11 protein-coding genes and 1 tRNA gene are annotated in these 14,887 nt (G+C 63.5%); 6 read left to right on the top strand and 6 right to left on the bottom strand.

The window, feature by feature from the left end; translation table 11 throughout:
• The first annotated feature begins 108 nt into the window (after window positions 1-108).
• The 3 genes from ACOYYX_RS21360 (at window position 109) to ACOYYX_RS21350 (ending at window position 4,237) form a co-directional block, all read left to right on the top strand.
• On the top strand, window positions 109-1,443 hold the full coding sequence (locus ACOYYX_RS21360) for a deiodinase family protein (RefSeq protein WP_422923499.1): 1,335 nt from the start codon (window positions 109-111) through the stop codon (window positions 1,441-1,443).
• Window positions 1,440-2,189: a hypothetical protein gene (locus ACOYYX_RS21355; RefSeq protein WP_422923497.1), complete on the top strand. Its 750-nt coding sequence runs from the start codon at window positions 1,440-1,442 to the stop codon at window positions 2,187-2,189. The genes ACOYYX_RS21360 and ACOYYX_RS21355 overlap by 4 nt, the downstream gene beginning before the upstream one ends.
• A gap of 302 nt (window positions 2,190-2,491) precedes the next feature.
• Window positions 2,492-4,237, top strand: a complete 1,746-nt coding sequence (locus tag ACOYYX_RS21350; RefSeq protein WP_422923495.1) for a CRTAC1 family protein — start codon at window positions 2,492-2,494, stop codon at window positions 4,235-4,237.
• Here the strand turns inward: ACOYYX_RS21350 and ACOYYX_RS21345 are convergent.
• On the bottom strand, window positions 4,200-5,225 hold the full coding sequence (locus tag ACOYYX_RS21345; RefSeq protein ID WP_422931650.1) for an endonuclease/exonuclease/phosphatase family protein: 1,026 nt from the start codon (window positions 5,223-5,225) through the stop codon (window positions 4,200-4,202). The two genes, ACOYYX_RS21350 and ACOYYX_RS21345, sit on opposite strands and share 38 nt — an antisense overlap.
• Before the next feature lies 1 nt (window position 5,226).
• The gene (locus ACOYYX_RS21340; RefSeq protein ID WP_422923494.1) at window positions 5,227-5,517 is read right to left on the bottom strand and encodes a putative quinol monooxygenase; all 291 of its coding nucleotides are present in this window, start codon (window positions 5,515-5,517) and stop codon (window positions 5,227-5,229) included.
• Between the two features lie 359 nt (window positions 5,518-5,876).
• Between ACOYYX_RS21340 and ACOYYX_RS21335 the strand changes: the two genes are divergently transcribed.
• Window positions 5,877-5,950 (top strand) — tRNA-Arg (locus ACOYYX_RS21335).
• A gap of 1,331 nt (window positions 5,951-7,281) precedes the next feature.
• Entirely contained in the window at window positions 7,282-9,630 is a 2,349-nt protein-coding gene (locus ACOYYX_RS21330) for a CRTAC1 family protein (RefSeq protein WP_422923492.1), read from the top strand.
• A gap of 185 nt (window positions 9,631-9,815) precedes the next feature.
• Here ACOYYX_RS21330 and ACOYYX_RS21325 read toward each other — a convergent pair whose 3' ends face one another.
• Window positions 9,816-10,430 carry a macro domain-containing protein gene (locus tag ACOYYX_RS21325; RefSeq protein ID WP_422923490.1) on the bottom strand — a complete coding sequence of 205 codons (615 nt, stop codon included), beginning with the start codon at window positions 10,428-10,430 and terminating at the stop codon, window positions 9,816-9,818.
• A 790-nt stretch (window positions 10,431-11,220) separates the two neighbouring features.
• Here ACOYYX_RS21325 and ACOYYX_RS21320 point away from each other — a divergent pair.
• Complete coding sequence (locus ACOYYX_RS21320) at window positions 11,221-11,628, top strand: hypothetical protein (RefSeq protein ID WP_422923488.1); 408 nt, start codon at window positions 11,221-11,223, stop codon at window positions 11,626-11,628.
• Between the two features lie 258 nt (window positions 11,629-11,886).
• On the opposite strand, the gene ACOYYX_RS21315 is transcribed toward ACOYYX_RS21320, so the two are convergent.
• From ACOYYX_RS21315 to ACOYYX_RS21305, 3 genes are all read right to left on the bottom strand, one after another.
• Window positions 11,887-12,531, bottom strand: a complete 645-nt coding sequence (locus tag ACOYYX_RS21315; protein ID WP_422923486.1) for a hypothetical protein — start codon at window positions 12,529-12,531, stop codon at window positions 11,887-11,889.
• 330 nt (window positions 12,532-12,861) lie between these two features.
• The gene (locus tag ACOYYX_RS21310; RefSeq protein ID WP_422923484.1) at window positions 12,862-13,023 is read right to left on the bottom strand and encodes a hypothetical protein; all 162 of its coding nucleotides are present in this window, start codon (window positions 13,021-13,023) and stop codon (window positions 12,862-12,864) included.
• A 1,090-nt stretch (window positions 13,024-14,113) separates the two neighbouring features.
• Window positions 14,114-14,359 carry a hypothetical protein gene (locus ACOYYX_RS21305; protein ID WP_422923482.1) on the bottom strand — a complete coding sequence of 82 codons (246 nt, stop codon included), beginning with the start codon at window positions 14,357-14,359 and terminating at the stop codon, window positions 14,114-14,116.
• Between the last annotated feature and the right edge of the window lie 528 nt (window positions 14,360-14,887).

The raw sequence follows: 14,887 nt of genomic DNA, 5'->3' as shown, positions 1-14,887 counted from the left end.
CTTGACCGGGGGCTCGACGTCGGCTCTCCCGAGCGGACGGCGAGCTTGCTCATTTCTTCAACAGCCGGGTTTATCGCCATCGTCATGGTTTTCGGGAGGTCGTTTGCCATGCCGCATCGTCCGCGGGGAATGTGCCAGGGCCTTTGCGCGCTTCGCGTCGGCCTGATCCTGTCCGCCTTGTTCTCGGTCACGTTCGGCACCTCGGCGAGCTACGGGCAGCAGGGGCCGCAGTCGGGCCCGAAGCGGGAACCACGCCCCCTCGATCGTCTCGAGGCGGTCTGGCCGGATCAGCCCGAGTGGGTCGCAATGCTCGTCGACATCCTCTCCGGCAGCCAGCTCGGCCCCGGCGACGGCTGGTTCCGCAAGGCGGTCGCCCAGACCCGGTACAACTGGAAGTCGGTCGCGGCCGAGCTCGATCGCGACGGCGACAACTCGATCAGCCGGCAGGAGTTCGGCGGCTCCGACAAGGATTTCGCTCGGCTGGATCGCGATCGCGACGCCTCCCTGACCCCCGCCGACTTCGACTTCTCCGCGCATGCCCTGACCCCCTCGCTCGGCATGATGACCTTCTACAAGACCGACCGCGACGGCAACGGCAAGGTGACCCGGGCCGAGTTCGATGGCCTCTTCCGGGCGATGGGGGGCGACGAGACCGGCTACCTGTCCCTCTCCGACTTCCAGCAGGCGTTCGTCTTCCCGCCGAGGCGTCCGTCGGGCGGCTCGGCGGGCGGTCCCTCGGTGTCGTCGGGCCCGACCCCCTCGACCCTCGTGAAGGGCCTCTTCCGCCAGGAGATCGGCTCGCTCCAGCCGGGGCCGGCGCTCAATGAGTCGGCCCCCGACTTCACCCTGAAGACGGTCGACGGCAGCTCTGAGAAGACCCTTTCGAAGGAGGTCGGCCCGAAGCCGGTCGTGCTCGTCTTCGGAAACTTCACCTGCGGCCCCTTCCGCAGCCAGGCCGGGAACGTCGAGAAGGTCTTCAAGCGGTACAAGGATCGCGCGACGTTCCTCATGGTCTACGTCCGCGAGGCCCATCCGACCGACGGCTGGCACATGGAGAGCAACGACCGCGTGGGCGTCGCCCTGCGGCAGCCGACCAGCTACGACGAGCGCGTCTCCGTCGCCCAGACGTGCAGCAAGGCGCTCGGGCTGGGGATGCCGATGCTCGTGGATACGATTGACGACGAGGTGGGTGCTCGCTACAGCGGGATGCCCAGCCGGCTCTACGTCATCGACGGCCAGGGCAAGGTGGCGTACAAGAGCGGTCGAGGGCCCTTCGGCTTCAAGCCCGACGAGATGGAGCAGGCCCTGATCTTCGCGATTAGGAAGGACGAAGCGAACGCCGAGGCGAAGGCCGGCGAGGCGAAGAAGCCGGATATCCCCGCGGCCGAGAATGGCGGCGTGGCGGATTCGCCACCGAAGGAGCAGGGGAGTCGCCCTCGATGACGCCGGCGGATACATTGGTCCCGGGTTGGGCCGTTGAGCAGGGCCTCGGCCAGGTCGACGCGAGTCTCAATGGCGTGATTTTGAACTGTCGCCTTCGCGCGTCCCGGGTGTCGTTCGCCTGGGAGATCCGCGTCGATCCGGGGGACTCCCCCCGCGATCCGGGCGTGATGGTGACGCTCCCTCTGATCTTCACCGAAGGACCCGAGACCATGAAAACCCTCGCATCCGTGCTCATCACCGGAGCCTCCGTGCTCGCCATCCAGGCGGTCGCCCAGACGAAGTCGGAGACGAAGGCCGAGCAGAAGATGGCGGAAGTCGCCGCGGCCACCTACGAGCACCTCGCGACCGCGATCATCGAGATCGAGCGCACCGAAGACGAGCTGGTGAAGAGCATCATCCTGGGCTACCACGCCGCCGCCAAGGGGCACCTGCACGCCGCGGCCGCCGCGGGCGACGCCAAGCATGCCCACCTCGAGGCCGCCGCCACCGAGATCGCCAACATCGCCAACGAAGGTGACAAGCGAATCCAGGCCATCCGCCAGCGGCTCGCCAAGGCCGGCCACACGCACAACACCGACGTCGTGACCAAGGAAGACTTCATGTTCGTCGACAGCAAGGAGAAGAAGGAGCTGGTCGCCCTCTCCCGCAAGGTCGCCGGCTTCGGCAACGCGACGAGCGCCAACGACGTGCTCGAGGTCCAGAAGGAACTGGACGCCCTGTTCGCAAAGGTCATCGCCGAGGAGTGAGCTTGAGACCGTGTCGCTCCAGGGCGGCCGCCTGAAACCGAGGATCCATGAAACGAGGAGGGCCCCGCGGGCCCTCCTCGTTTCGTTTCGCTTTCGCGACGCGCTCGAAATGTCATGACCCGGATCCGGGCGATTCCTCGAGGAATTTGGCTGCGAAATGCCTTGTGAGAATCCCGGGCCCGGCCAATTCAGACGTCCCCGGTTGAGTCGCCCGCGGCTTTCTGGTTCGATGTTTCAAGCCCGGCGCGTCGGGATCCCAATTCCATGCTGCCGGGTCTGCCGGATGCCGAGAGGACGTATTCATGAGGCGTCACTGGAGAGTCCTCGCGTTCGGCCTGCTGACGGGCCTCTCGGCCTGCGGCGAGAGTGGATCGGGTCCCAATGATTCCTCCGAGTCCGGGCGCACGTCCACGGTCCGGGCGAAGCCGATCGATCCGAATCCGAAGTTCGTCGACGTCGCCAGGGAGGCGGGGCTGACGCGCGTCCTCCTGGGCGGGGGGACGAAGAAGGACCACATCCTCGAGTCGGTCGGCACCGGTGCGGCGATGATCGACTTCGACGAGGACGGCAAGCTCGACATCTTCGTCGTGAACGCCTGGTCGCTCGACGAGGAGCCGTCGAAGGTCCGCGAGAAGGGGAAGCACGCCCTCTACCGGAACCTCGGCGACGGCCGGTTCGAGGACGTCACCGAGGGCGCCGGGATCGTCGATAACGGCTGGGGCTGCGGGGTCTGCTGTGCCGACTACGACAACGACGGACATGTCGATATCTACGTCACTCACTTCGGCCCCAATCGCCTCTACCGCAACCTCGGGAACGGCAAGTTCCGGCAGGTCGCCGAGGCCGCCGGCGTGGCCTTCGCCGGCTGGAGCTCGGGGGCGGCCTTCTTCGACGCGGACGGCGACGGCGACCTCGACCTCTACGTGGCGAACTACATCGAGGAGGGGATCGACCAGGTCCTCGCCGCGAGCCGGACGACCGTCTGGCAGGAGACCATCAAGGTCATGGCCGGCCCGTTCGGGCTCCGCGGCGGCAAGGATCAGTTCTTCGTCAACAACGGCGACGGCACCTTCCGCAACGGCACCGACGAGGCCGGCATGACGGACCTCGCCGAGTCCTACGGCCTCGGCGTCCTCGCCTCGGACCTGGATCACGACGGCGACATCGACGTCTACGTGGCCAACGACTCGAACCCGAACTTCCTCTACCGCAACGACGGCCACGGCAAGTTCACCGACATCGGCACCTGGAGCGGGGCGGGCCTCAGCGGCGAAGGGGTCGCCCAGGCGAGCATGGGGGTGGACGCAGGGGACCTCGACGGCGACGGGCTCCAGGAGATCTTCGTCACTCACTTCTCGCACGACTACTCGACACTCTACCGCAACCTCGGCGGCCTGAACTTCGAGGACATCAGCGTCGCGATGAGGCTCAAGGAATACACGTATACGAGCCTGAGCTGGGGCTGCTCCTTCTTCGACTTCGACCAGGACGCCGACCTCGACCTCGTCATCGCCAATGGCCACATCTACCCGCAGGTCGACGAGGCCCCGACGCTGAAGGAGTCGTATCGCCAGCCCCCCACGCTGTTGAGGAACGACGACGGCAAGCTGACGGAAGTTTCGAAGGACGCCGGCCCCGGCTTCCGGTCGGCCGCCTCCGCCCGCGGCCTCGCCGTGGGCGACTACGACGACGATGGCGACCTCGACCTGCTCATGACGGCCATGGACGCCCCCCCGATCCTCCTGCGCAACGACACGCCGCGCGTCGGGCACTGGCTCAAAGTCCGCCTGCTCAACCGCCACGGCAGCCCCGCGATTTCCGCGCAGGCGAGGCTGACCTCGGGGAAGACGACCCAGTTGCGCGAGCTTCGGAGCGGCTCGACGTATCAGTCGCAGAGCAGCCTCGACCTCCACTTCGGCCTGGGCGACGCGACGACGGCCGAGGCCCTCGAGATTCGCTGGCCGCGAGGGGCGACCACCGTGATCAAGGCGCCCGCCATCGACGGGCTCGTCACGATCCGGGAGCCTGCCGAGGCGCCGGCGAAATGAACCGCCACCCGGCGTCCTTGGGCGTCGATTCCTGCGGCTTGATGCCGAAGTCGAGCTCCTGCCGGCGATGGTCGCTGTAGCTCGAGGTCACGATCCGATACCGCAGCGGCACGGCCCTCGGGCCGACGAGGCACTGGTCGATCGCGAGCGTCGGGATCGGCATCGGCCAGGTGTACGACCAGCCCGATCCCGCGGCCTCGTAGGCGTGGGCGTAGCCGCTTGGTGGCGGTGTGAGTGCCCTCGAGCGCCGGGGCGAGTTGAAGTCGCCGACGACGATGTCGGGCTGATACGCTTCCATCAAGGCTCGCACTCGCCTCAGGAGAGGGTCGCGGGCGATGCCGAGGTCGGACTTGATGTCGACGATGAACAGCGTCAGGGAGCCCCGGTCTCCTCGCCAGCGGATCGAGTCGACGCGGAGGCCCCCGTCATTCGCAAGGCAATGGCGGTCGCGGAGCACCCCTTTGGCGATGACGTGCGTCGGGCCGAGGAAGAGGCTCGAGTGCCCCGGTCCCATCTCCCCCGCGAGCTGCTTGACCTGGAATCGCGTGGGTTCCGTGATGACGATGAGGTCGGCGTCGGCGCCGGTCAGCACGCGCTGAATCGCCTCCTCGTCCCCCGCGTTGAACCCGACGTTCCAGTGGATGAGCCGGGCCGTCGGGCCGGCGAAGCTCGGCGGGGTCGGCTGGATCCACCGGTTCTCCACCGCGAGGATCATCGCAATTGGAGCCAGAGCCAGCAACCCGAGGGTCATCGCCGATCGCCTCAGCCCTCGCCACCAGAAGCGCAGGCCGAGCCCGACGCACGCAGCCCCCACGATCGGCGAGGGCGCGTCGAAGCAGAGCCCCAGGAACCAGGTGCGGTCGCGGGTGATCTGCCCCAGGAGCCAGAGCGACCAGACGACGATGGCCAGCGCCAGGGCGAGCCTGCTGGGCCACGCTCGCCAGGCACTGGGCTTCGGCTCGTCGGGCGCCGCCGGCTCCTCATCCATGTCAGTCAACGAGCGGCTCGTAGAGTTCGGGGCTCCGGGATTCGAGCAGGGGGAAGAGGCCGCCCGCCGCATACTGTGCGAAGTGCGGTGAGGCGCGGTGGGCGTCGAGCGCCGCCTGGTCGTCGTACTGCTCGTAGAGGAAGAACCGCCTGGGCTCGGCGATCGACCGATGCACCTGATACATCCGGCACCCGGCCTCGGCCCGGGTCGCGGCCGTCAGCTGCTGGAACAGCGGAAGGGCCTCGTCGACCATCCCCTCCTTGATCACGTAAGTCACGGCCACACAAATCATCGCGACCTCGCCGAAGTGTGCCAAACCAATGCCGCCAACCCGTCCGGCTGACGACACATCATACGAAGATCGCCCGCCAACTCGAAAGCTGAACCCGTCTGGCCTTTCGATCGACCCGAACCCGCCATCTCTGATGAAAGCCTGAAATCTATGTATCGATAGCAATCGAAATCTGCGTATATCGAAGGTGCGATCCGGGAAAGCGAACAGAAACGGGCCCATGATCCGTCATCGGGATGGCCTTGCCTTCCTCGGGGCCAAGCGAAGGGCCGACTCTCCCGGAACTCGAATATCGCCCGCAGCCGGAACCGTCAGCCCCTTGACAAGTTACCGCGTCTCGATTGAAATACGAAGGTCACGTGCCCGTAGCTCAATTGGATAGAGCGTTGGCCTCCGAAGCCAAAGGTTACAGGTTCAACTCCTGTCGGGCACACTGATCAGATGTCGTGCTGAATCCGGATCTAGCGGATCCGTCTGGTTTCGGCGGAGCGGCCTCAAGTCTCCAGCATCTCCGGTAGAAGGCCGGGTTGGAGGGTCGCTCCGTTGGCATTTCGAAACCCTCCCGTTTCAGCAGCCCACTCGCCGGGCCATCCATCCACGACGGCCGAGTCGAGGCGGTCATCGCACCCGGGGCATCCGGGAGCTTTGCGAGTGAATCGCAAGCCTCCTCGCAACTCCGCACCTGGGATCTCGAATCGATATCCTTGGGGAACCATGACGTGCGGCCGTTTTCGCCTCGACTCCAATGGTCGGCCTCTGCCTTGAATGGCGTATTCTCACGCGGCCTGAGTTCGGAAGATTGATGATCCTCGAGCCGGAAGGGCCTGGGGCGATTATCTATGCTAACGGAACCGGCCCACTATGAGTGAAGCCAGCTCATCGGACGCAGGGCATGGCTCTGATATTAAAACGTATGGAGGAATTTTGTTGCTAGCATGGATTTCGCGGGATTCCTTCTAGTGAAATCGATCGGGCTAGAGTAAACTCCTCGCATGTCGTGCCCGAGAAGACCAGGACGATTCGCCCCCATTATCGGGGCCATCTTCTGCGGGTTCGTCGTTGCGCTCGCATGTCCTCGCCAAACTCAGGCGGGATGCTCCACTCCTCACATTCAGGATGGCTCGGATCAAGAGCTGTCTTCGTCCCTCCTCCCCAGCCTACTCGGGGTCGGCCCGCTCGACTCCTCGCAGTTACCGCCCTTGCTTCCCTTGCCTTGTTCGGGCCCGACCTGTTCGCAGGCCCCCGAACATCCGACCACGCCCGCCGTCCCTTCCTCGACGGGACCATGGCTCGAACGATGGATCGTCGCAACCCTCGAGAATCTCACGAGCCTCGACGATGCTTCGGCGCTCATCATGGCCGAACCCATCGTCTGCCCGCTCGATAGGGTTGATGTCCTGCTGCGTCCGCCCCGCTGAGCGAGCGGGCTGACCCTCAACTCCCGCCAATATCGCTTCGCGCCACGCATGTCCCGCCATGAGGCATCGGGGGCTGCGTCGTGCGAGCTGCAATCTCATTGCGCAAGCGCCTTGGCGAGTGTGTAGGTCGGCCACGCTCGATCGTCGCAGCATCGATCCGCGTCAGGTTGACGCGATGCGTTAAGGCGCATCTCGGCCCGACGCGAATGCCGTCGAAAATGATCCCTCATCGCAGGGCCGCCCCAACTGCGCGCCGCGATGGAACCTTCGGGCCCTCGATATCAAGCCGCATCCACGGCCAAGGGCCCGTGCGCGCCTCGAGATTCCACACCTGAGCGAAATTTGGATGAGTTCAGGTGAGAACACGATCATTTCGATCAACCGGAAAGTGGTGCAGACCATGAAACGCGGTAGCTCATTCGCGCTGAGATTGACGCTGGTCTTGCTCGTCCCCGTCGTGGTGGCCGTGGGAGCGACCGCCTATCTTGCCTCGGACTTGAAGTCGGAGAGCAAGTCTCGGGGGACGGCCCCGAGCGGGCCGAAGAAGTTGATCTATGAGCCGCGCCAGCCCGTCGACACGAGCGGATACGCCCTGGTGGTGCCCGCGATCAAGCCTTGGAACGCCGACGCGCCGCTCGACGAGATCGCCAACTCCTGGCGAGAGTCCGGGCATAAGGTGATCGAGCGGATCGATTCCGAGCTGGCCAGGGGGCCTCAGATCCAGGGCAGGACGGTCACGCTCAACATCCTCAAGGCGATCCTGCTGAATTACGAAGGGGAGCCGCAGCAGGCCTACGAGATCCTCGAGGGCCTGAGGCCGAATCTCGAAGGCGACGTGGCCAGGCGGCTCTTCGCGACGATCATCTACTGCCAGGGCGTGACGGCCCTGCGACGCGGGGAGAACGAGAACTGCATCATGTGCCGGGGCGAGAGCTCGTGCATCCTGCCCATCGCGTCGAGCGCCGTGCATACGAATCCCATCGGCTCCCGGACGGCGATCCGGCATTTCAAGGAGTACCTCGGCATGTTCCCCGATGACCTCGAGATCCGCTGGCTGTTGAACATCGCCCACATGACGCTGGGAGAATACCCCGATAAGGTCGATCCGGAGTATCTGATCTCGATCGATCCCTTCGTCATGTCGGAGTTTGACATCGGCCGCTTCCGCGACGTGGCCCATACCGCCAAGGTGAACCGGCTCAACCAGGCGGGAGGGGCGATCATGGACGATTTCGACAACGACGGCCGCCTGGACCTCGTCGCGACGACCTTCGACCCGACGGGCTCGATGGCCTTCTACCACAACAAGGGGGACGGCACGTTCGACGACCGCACGAAGTCGGCCGGCCTCGAGGGTCAGCTCGGCGGCCTGACCTGCTTCCAGGCCGACTACAATAACGACGGCCGCCTGGACATCTTCATCCCGCGAGGGGCCTGGCTCGAAATCCCCATGCGGCCCACGCTCCTCCGCAATGACGGGGACCGATTCACGGACGTCACCGCGGAGTCCAAGGTCATGGAGGCGTTGAACTCCAACTCGGCCTGCTGGGCCGACTATGACAACGACGGCTTCATCGACCTGTTCGTCGCCTCCGAGCGGCAGTTGAATCGCCTCTATCACAACAGGCGTGACGGCACCTTCGAGGAGGTCTCCGCCGAGGCCGGTGTCTCGGGCGAGCCGAGGAATTTCACCAAGGGCTCGACCTGGATCGACTTCGACAACGACGGATTCCCCGACCTCTTCCTCAACCACCTGAATCGTTCCGCCCAGCTCTTCCGCAACGGCGGCGACGGCAAGTTCACGGAGGTCACGGTGCCGATGGGGATCCATGGCCCCTCGGCGGGGTTCTCGGTCTGGGCCTTTGACTTCGACAACGACGGCTGGCTCGACATCTTCGCCAATTGCTACGACCGGACCCTCGGCGATGTCGTCAAGGGGCTGACCGGCCAGCCCCACATGAGGCAGATCAGCCGCCTCTATCGCAACGTCCGGGGAGAGCGCTTCGAGGACGTGACCGTCCCGGCGGGCCTCACCGGCGTCTATGCCTCGATGGGGAGCAACTTCGGCGACCTCGATAATGACGGATATCTCGACTTCTACCTCGGCACCGGCGAGCCGAGCCTGGCCACCCTGATCCCGAATCGCATGTTCAAGAATGTGGAAGGTAAGCGATTCGCCGAGATCACCGGCTCGTCGGGGACGGGTCATCTCCAGAAGGGGCACGGCGTCGCGATCGGCGATTGGGACAACGACGGCGACAACGACATCTTCATCGAGATGGGCGGGGCCGTCGACGGCGACAAGTATCACAACATCCTCTTCCAGAACCCGGGCCAGAAGAATCACTGGCTCACCCTGAAGCTCGTCGGCAAGGAGAGCAACCGCGCGGCCATCGGTGCGAGGATCAAGATCATCGCCTCCGGCGAACGGCCGATGACGGTCCAGCGCCATATCTCGACCGGCAGCAGCTTCGGGGCGAACCCGCTCCGCCAGACGATCGGGCTGGCGAAGGCGGAGCGGATCGACTCCCTCGAGGTGTTCTGGCCGACCAGCAAATGCACCCAGGTGTTCAAGAACGTCGGCGTCAATCAGTCGATCGAGATCGTCGAATTCGCCAAGGACTATCGTCGCGTCGATTCGCCGATGAATGCCAATGCCATGAAGATGCCTCCCGTGACGGCCGAGACGCGTTAAAGAGGGGGGGGGCGTCGTCCTCGCCACCTCGGATATCGAGGGCGACCCGGCTGGAAGAGGAGAGGGCCGAGTCCGGCGACGGCCGGGCCCGGCCCTCTCCTTTTTATCGATTTCGGATGCACTCGCTATGTTTAGGTATAAAGGTATTTATTTGGGAAAATTGTAATTTGAGTTGGCCTGGTTAATTATCGACTGACTTGCTTGCCTTGGTCGTAATGGATGGCCTTCTGGCGATCGATGACGAAGTCCCAGTCGAGCCGGTGCGGCGGCTCAAGGAAATGGCGGTAGGCGACGGCCATCTGCCTGGCGGCTTCGAGGTAGGGGACGCCGCCGAAGCCGGTGCCCATCGCGGGAAAAGCCGCGACCTCGATCTTCCGGTCGGAGGTGCGGTTGTGGGCGTGGATCGCCAGGAGGGCGGCCCACGTAGAGTTATAGACCTTGTCGGTGCCTTCGATGCCGCCGGGCACCCGCATCGTCGGGGCATGCGCCAGGAATGGGATCTTCGGGTCCTCCGTCGAGACGATGAAGGCCGTGCCGACCGGCTGCTCGCCGAAGTACTCGTCCATGATGCGGAACTGCACACGACGCATGATCGACTCGCCGAAGTAGTGGACGACGGCTGCGTCGATCCCGGCGGTCATCAGGCCGAAGGCATTGCCGGCGGTCACGAAGCAGTTGTGGGGCTCCATCTCCTCGAACCGGGCCTGGATCACGCGGACGCCGGGCAGGCCGTCGAAGCGGATGCGGAAGGCTTCGCACATGGCCGGGTCCGGATGGATCAGCCAGAGTTGTTCGAGCATGGATTGGTCTCCTTGGCGCAGCCCCTCTACTCGATACCCGGATATTGCTATGGGGTTGGACTGGGCGGGTCGTGCGGGATGCGCCGACTGGCCGGATATTTTTGCATCGATCGGGCGATCATGCCAGGTCGGCATCAACTTTTAGGGTCGCCCAGCGCTGGCCCTGGAAGATCATCTCCAGTGGCGAGAACCAAGGTACTGTTGCTCGCATCCGACAATAACGGGTCGATTCCTGTTGATGCGATGCCCGGCAAGGCCCTTCGTGCGGCCGGGATGAGTGTACGAATTGGCACGCGACGCGACTTCCACTCGGCTAGGCGGCGTATAACCCCCCCACTCCCGTATTGCGATGGATTATTGTCATTAGCCGATGGGAAAGCGGACTCATGCAAGAGATTGGGAGAGCGATCCCGTGCCTTGGAGTCGCTCGGCGACATTCCGTTGCCATGCGCGGGGATTTCTATCTGGAATCGACGTGCAATGACTCGATATATTTGTGGATCCTGGCGAGGGTCGATGCGTCGAGACGTGTTGCCTGGATGCTTTTCAGTCGGATTCGCGTGATTTCCGGCCTCAGGGCTCGCGTTGCGGCATTCAGGCCATACGTGCAAAGCCGGCGAAAAGATCGCGGAAAGCGACACGAATGTCCCATTATTCGGGACAGTTGATTGCATAGATTACAACTGTTGTCAGCTGTTTCCCTACGACGTCTCGATTGAATACCCAATTTCATGCGATAAGATAGAGCGTTCCGTGTCTCGGATATTCATCGTCATCGGGAATTTGATCCATGGGCCGTCCAAGACCTACCAAGCATTCCAAATTCGAAGAGGCCGAATCGCCGAAAGCGTCCATCAGCAAGGCCGAAGCCGTCCGGCGCGCCGTGGCCGCCGGTAAGGGGGCACCCGGCGATGGCGTGGCGTTCATCAAGGACGAGTACGGCATCGAGATGGATAACAAGACCTTCAGCCTGAACAAGGCACAGCAGAAGTCGCGGGAGGCCAAGCGAGAGGCCACCGGCAAGGGCGCTCCGGCCCCTCAGGTGGTCCCCGGGACGCCCATCGAAGGCATCCTGACTCCGCCCAAGCTCACGCCCGGTGCCGATGGCACCCTGATCGACGTCCTCGAACAGATGAAGCCCCTCATCGCCCAGTATGGTGCGGATCAGGTGAAGCGGATCGTCGACCTGTTGGGTTAATTAGGGCGTACGTCGGTGTAAATTGGCCTTATTCTTGCTCAAATAACGATTCTCGATGGGTTGAGAGTCGATAGCCCTCTAAGATAATTAGTAATATGTCGGGAAATATAAGCTCAGCCATGTGCTGCTAGTATGATGGGGCGGTCTGGGCACGCGACGGACCCATACTCCGTCGCGTACCTTCCCAAGTGTCTTGGTGAATCCGATTGGGCGGACTCTCGGGGTTGAAGGGGTCGTTGGAGATGGATGCGAGACGCATCAACCACGATCCCCTTCGTCGGTGGGAGTGGGGAGCTGCCATCGGCCGTCGGCCATCGGTTCCTGGTGGATCACGATGTCGTTTGCATCGGGCCTGGACATGCTGTTCAGGCCCGAAGAAAGGACCCGGCGCAGCCATCGGCCGGCGACCAGGGTGACGAGCAGCAGGACCGCGGGCGGTAGCATGGCCCCGGTCAGCCAGGCCGACCAGCGCCCATGCTCCTCGGATCGGCTGGAAAGGGCGACGATCGGGGTTGCCATGATCGCCCAGATCGCGACGAGGGTCAGCAGACTCCAGGCGTAATGTCGCCTGGAGTGCGACAGTGCGTTCTCCGCCTCGACCCTCTGCGCGAAGCCCTCGAGCCCGCTGTCGAATCGTTCCGGCCGGGCGCCCGTCTTCGACAGGACCATGAGGCGAAGGACCAGTACTACTGTCGCCACCACGGCCACGCCGGCCGCCAACCCGGCGCAGAGGCCGATCAGAGTCCCGAGCATGAGGCCGGCCAGGCCTCCGGCCTTCCAACCCGCCATGGCCGAGACGACGAAATACGCGAATGGGACCGAGACGATGGCGAGGGTGATGAACCCGCATCCGCCCTGGGCCTGGGGCCCGACGATCCGGAAGTGCAACTGCCGAGATTCCACGAGCAACGCCTCATTTATCTGTTGGATTTCCGCGACTTTACGATAACGGTCCACATTGGGCGGTCCTCCATTCGGCTCGACCGCGCCCGGAGGACGGGAAGGTTGCCCACGGGCCCAGCCAGTCGTGCCACAACACCGGAGCCGATGAGGAGGGTCGGGCGCCATCGCCGTCGGCAAGGACCGGAAGTTCCTCCGTCCGAGGTCAGGGTCCGCTCGGAGGCCGCCGAGGCCAGCCTCGGGGCCGGGCCGAACGTATTCTACTCGCCAGCACGCTGATCGTCGGCCTTGCTGGAATCCGTGGCGGACTCGCATGCGTCGTCCCGGCAAGGGCTAATTATAGCCGGTCTGCAGCGACGGGGCGAAGCCGCATTCGTCGAGGTAGGACAACGCGTCCATGCCGGCCTCAGCCCTCTCGGCCTCGGCGAACTGGCCGGAGGGCCGAGCCCGATCCTCGCCGGGCAAGGCTTTGAGGCAGCCGGCGACCCGGCCCAATCCTGCGAGATCGGGAGCCCGGCCAGTTCGCCGAGGCCGAGAGGGCCCGATGAACTCATCCGGCGCTGTCTTGCCCCGCGTGATGGCACACGACAACGACCCCCCGAGGGTGTCTATCGATCGGATAACTTCCGTGAATGGACGGTCGAAGTGGAGGTCGTCTGCATCAAGTCATGTCGATGGCCGCGGATCTCAATGTTCGATGGGAATCGATAATATTGAAAGAATTATTTGTGTAATTAATTTGTATAAATGTGAGATAGGGCGTTTTCTTGTGAAATGCCGTTCGCTTTCCGGATTCGGAGCTCGGAAGCCTTCCCCCTTATGCCACGTGTCTGCGCGAATTCGTAAGGGGGGCGTCCTGGGCTCGCCCCGCCATTGGCATCGCTGACGCAGTTTTAGTACAACCTTTTTTATGCGAAGGACGAGCCATGGTTGGGCCTGCGACGAGCCGTTACCTCGACTCGTAAGTCGTCCGATGCTCCGAGTCCGGTCAGGTTTCGATCCGCTCGTAAGGCTTCCGAAATCGCTTCCTGAAGACTGCTCCGCAGGCGAGGCACACGTGGACACTCAGAGGAGGAAAGTGTGCATAGGATAACTGAATGAGGGTTTTGTTGCGATGTTGACACCCCGGACAGCGGCGGGTCAAGAGCCAGACGTAATACGGGATAAAGACGAATAGCGCGAAACATGCGAAGAGAAGGAAGGCAAATACCAGGATAAGCAAGGCGCCCACCGCCACGTTATCGAGCGGCGAGACCATCACCCCGAGCAGGGTTGCGAGGATGGCCGCGAATGCCATCGCCCACCAGATGCGGAAGCGAAATCGGCATTTCTGAGGCCTGGGCACGAGTCCATTCCACGGGGGCCGTCAGTCGATGAAGGGCGGATTCTTCGGGCCGAATCGCGAGTCGCGCAGATGAAGCGCATTCCCGCTTGCGGATCTCCCTTCTGGGCCCCTCGCGATACTATCAGGAAATCAATGAGGACAGCAGGGGCCATGCTTCGCAACGCCGATGACGTCACCACCATCCCATCCGATAGAGACGGAGGGCCTACGTCGCTGCGTGTGACTCAAGGAGCCTGTAGGCTAGCGTTCTGCGCGTTGCATGACGAGTCGCCGCTCTGTCCTTCGGGCGAGCGCCTCTTGCTCAAGCTCGGCGGCATCCTCGGCGCTGACCGGCACTTTCGACCAGGATCGGCACATCTCGCAGTCTTCGTGCTCGGCCATCATCGAGGGGTCGGGCATGGGATTGAGGGCGACCGTCGTCACGAATGCGATGATCCCGATCCACACCACCATCGAGAAGAGTCGTTCTCGGGTTCGTCGGCTCATCACCGATTCGCTCCTTTCTCTCGCTCGAGTTGAATGCGCAATCCGGAGGCCGAAGCTGCGCAGGCCCCCGGATCCGAAGGGAACCCGCCGGATCTTTGCGTCCATATCGGGCCGAACGAATGCTTGCACTCTTCATGGCAAGCAAGATTTGATGGTCATCATTGAAAATGAGAGATGGGTTTCCAAGGTGATATGCGGCGCCGGGTCGGATATGTGACAGTCTTCCCGCGAGGTCCTGGAAGAGGGCCGCGGCGGACTTTGGATCGGAGTTTGCTGCTGTAACTTCCGGCGTAGGGTCCAAGCCATCGGCCGATGGGAAAAGACGAAGCTGTGGGATTTCAAGGGCTTACCGTCGCACCCACCGTTGCCGTTTCAGAGCGCCCATAGAATGGGGCTGCGGGCATTCGCCGAGAAGTTTCATCTGGCTGAGACGACACGGAGGCTTGCTCATAGGACCCGCCGCAGTCGGCTTGCAATGCCGAGGGAATTCGTCCTCAATAGGCCTGGGCCGGAGGCCGAGGATGGCGT

The sequence above is a fragment of the Singulisphaera chitinilytica genome (genome assembly GCF_049331405.1).
Lineage (GTDB): Bacteria > Planctomycetota > Planctomycetia > Isosphaerales > Isosphaeraceae > PoT.
This window is presented reverse-complemented; position numbering and strand designations above follow the sequence as displayed.

Bases quoted from the DNA above. Each gene is read 5' to 3' on its own strand.
- ACOYYX_RS21305 (WP_422923482.1), bottom strand. From the start codon at position 14,359: ATGAGCCGACGAACCCGAGAACGACTCTTCTCGATGGTGGTGTGGATC.
- ACOYYX_RS21345 (WP_422931650.1), bottom strand. From the start codon at position 5,225: ATGGATGAGGAGCCGGCGGCGCCCGACGAGCCGAAGCCCAGTGCCTGG.
- ACOYYX_RS21320 (WP_422923488.1), top strand. From the start codon at position 11,221: ATGGGCCGTCCAAGACCTACCAAGCATTCCAAATTCGAAGAGGCCGAA.
- ACOYYX_RS21355 (WP_422923497.1), top strand. From the start codon at position 1,440: ATGACGCCGGCGGATACATTGGTCCCGGGTTGGGCCGTTGAGCAGGGC.
- ACOYYX_RS21350 (WP_422923495.1), top strand. From the start codon at position 2,492: ATGAGGCGTCACTGGAGAGTCCTCGCGTTCGGCCTGCTGACGGGCCTC.
- ACOYYX_RS21360 (WP_422923499.1), top strand. From the start codon at position 109: ATGCCGCATCGTCCGCGGGGAATGTGCCAGGGCCTTTGCGCGCTTCGC.
- ACOYYX_RS21330 (WP_422923492.1), top strand. From the start codon at position 7,282: ATGAGTTCAGGTGAGAACACGATCATTTCGATCAACCGGAAAGTGGTG.
- ACOYYX_RS21325 (WP_422923490.1), bottom strand. From the start codon at position 10,430: ATGCTCGAACAACTCTGGCTGATCCATCCGGACCCGGCCATGTGCGAA.
- ACOYYX_RS21340 (WP_422923494.1), bottom strand. From the start codon at position 5,517: ATGATTTGTGTGGCCGTGACTTACGTGATCAAGGAGGGGATGGTCGAC.